The sequence below is a fragment of the Segeticoccus rhizosphaerae genome, from assembly GCF_009192725.1.
Taxonomy (GTDB): domain Bacteria; phylum Actinomycetota; class Actinomycetes; order Actinomycetales; family Dermatophilaceae; genus Segeticoccus; species Segeticoccus rhizosphaerae.
In genome coordinates, this window is sequence record NZ_VOHR01000464.1 from 1 (window position 1) to 2,194 (window position 2,194).

Here is a 2,194-nt window from a genome sequence, read left to right on the forward strand (position 1 = left end):
CGACCGCGCCGGCGGCCATCACCAGCCGGGCCACCTGCACCGGGTCGGTGTGCGGCACCTCGCCGCGGGCAGCGCCGGTCCGGGGGTCACGGCTGGTGTCCACCGCGTCGGTCGGCAGCGTCGTGGTCATCCTTGGCCTCCTGCGTCGTGCGATGGGTTCATGATGCCTCGCGCACGGCCTCGGCGAGGACCGCGAGCCCGTCGGCGAGCAGCTCGTCGCCGATCACCAGCGGCGGCAGCAGCCGGATCACGTTGCCGTAGGTGCCGCAGACGAGCACCACCACCCCCTGCTCGTGACAACGCGCCGCCACGGCCTTGGCCACCTCGGGCGCGGGCTCGAGCGAGCCGGGCCGCACGAATTCCATCGCCAACATGGCCCCGCGTCCCCGCACCTCGGCGATCGTGGGGACCTCCTGCGCGAGCGGCTCCAGGACGCCCCGCGCGACCTGTTCGATGTGCCGGGCGGCCTCGAGCAGACCACCCTCCTCGATCATCGACAGCGCGCCGAGCGCGGCCGCGCAGGCGACCGGGTTGCCGGCATAGGTGCCACCCAGACCCCCGGCGTGCACCGCCTCCATGAGCTCGGCACGCCCGGTGACCGCCGACAGCGGCAGGCCCCCGCCGAGCGCCTTGGCCGAGCAGACCAGGTCGGGCACGATCCCCTCGAACTCGGAGGCGTAGACCGTCCCGGTGCGGCCGAGACCGGCCTGCACCTCGTCGGCCACGAAGACGATGCCGTGCCGCTTCGCGACCTCCTGCACCCCGGCGAGGAACCCCGGCGCCGGCACGATGAAGCCGCCCTCGCCCTGCACCGGCTCGACCACGATCGCCGCGACCTCCTGCGGCCCGACCTCCTCCAGCAGCTCCTCGAGCGCGGCCAGCGCCTCGGCCGCCGCGTTCTCCGGCCCGGTCGGCCAACGCAGCACGTAGGGGAAGGGCGCCCGGTGCACGTGGCCGGGGAACGGGCCGAAGCCTGCCTTGTAGGGCATCTCCTTGGCGGTCATCGCCATCGCCATCATGGTGCGGCCGTGGTAAGCGTGGTCGAAGACGACGACCTCGGTGCGGCCGGTCGCGTGGCGCGCGACCTTGACGGCGTTCTCGACCGCCTCGGCGCCGGTGGTGAACAGCGCGGTGCGCTTGTCGTGGTCGCCCGGCGTGAGGGCGTTGAGTCTCTCCGCGACGGCGACGTAGCCGTCGTACTCGGTGACCATGAAGCAGGTGTGGGTGAAGCGCGCAACCTGCTCCTGGACCCGCGAGACGACTTCGGGCGCACTCGCGCCGACGCTGGTCACCGCGATGCCCGACGCGAAGTCGATCAGGTGGTTGCCGTCCACGTCGACCAGCACACCCCCGCCGGCGCGCTCGATGAAGACCGGGAGCACGACGCCCATGCCGACCGGGACCGCGGCGGTGCGCCGCTGCTGGAGCTCCCGGGACCGCGGACCAGGCACCTCGGTGCGCAGGATGCGACGCTGCTCGGGCTGGCCCGGCTCCGACTCCGTGGCGGCCCCCGGCTCACCACGGGTGCTGTCGGAGGTGGCGGTGGATTCGGCGACGGACATGGCTGCTCCTGAACCTCTGAAGACTGCTGACGGCTGCTGGACCCGGCGTCGGCACCGGGGCGGTGGACCTGCGCGACTGCTGGGCGTGCGGCACCGCCCGGACGGACGGCACTTCGCACGATAAGCGGCACCGGCTCGTCATACCTCATATGATCTGACCAGAAACCGCCGAACCTGGACGATCTGTCCCAGAGGAGCCCTCGTGCCCGACCTGGTCGCGCTCTGTGCTGCCCTCGGTGGCCGCCTCGAGCCGTATGCCGGCGCGCGCGTGCCCGCCACGCAGGTCACCGGCGTGCACGTGAGCGAGCTGGCCGACCCGACACCGTTCCTCGAGGGCGGCGAGCTGCTGCTCACGACCGGCATGCCGCTGGTCGGGCGCGGTGTGCAGACCAGGGCGTATGCCGCCCGGTTGCGCCGACGCGGGGTCGCCGGCCTCGGCCTCGGCCTTGGTCCGGTGCACGACGAGGTGCCGCCGGATCTGCCGGACGCGTGCGCGGCGGAGGGCGTACCGCTGTTCGTGGTGCCGCCGGCGACGCCGTTCCTCGCCGTAGCGCGCACCTACTGGGGTCTGCTGGCCCGGACCGGCGAGCAGCGGCTGAGCGCCGCCCTCGGTGCGCACCGCGCGCTGGTGC

The 2,194-nt window shown here is 73.4% G+C and carries 2 protein-coding genes; one reads left to right on the forward strand and one right to left on the reverse strand.

The annotated features are described in order from the left end of the window. Positions 1 to 158: 158 nt before the first annotated feature. A complete protein-coding gene (gene gabT / locus FRW57_RS20640) occupies positions 159 to 1,562 on the reverse strand; it encodes a 4-aminobutyrate--2-oxoglutarate transaminase (RefSeq protein WP_152186939.1) in 1,404 nt (467 codons plus the stop codon). Positions 1,563 to 1,764: 202 nt separating this feature from the next. On the opposite strand from gabT, the gene FRW57_RS20645 reads away from it, so the two are divergent. Further along, positions 1,765 to 2,194: PucR family transcriptional regulator ligand-binding domain-containing protein (locus FRW57_RS20645; protein WP_203230459.1), on the forward strand; the 430-nt coding region annotated here is incomplete at its 3' end.

Excerpts from the sequence above, each read along its gene's own strand:
- gabT (WP_152186939.1), bottom strand. The coding sequence starts at position 1,562 with ATGTCCGTCGCCGAATCCACCGCCACCTCCGACAGCACCCGTGGTGAG.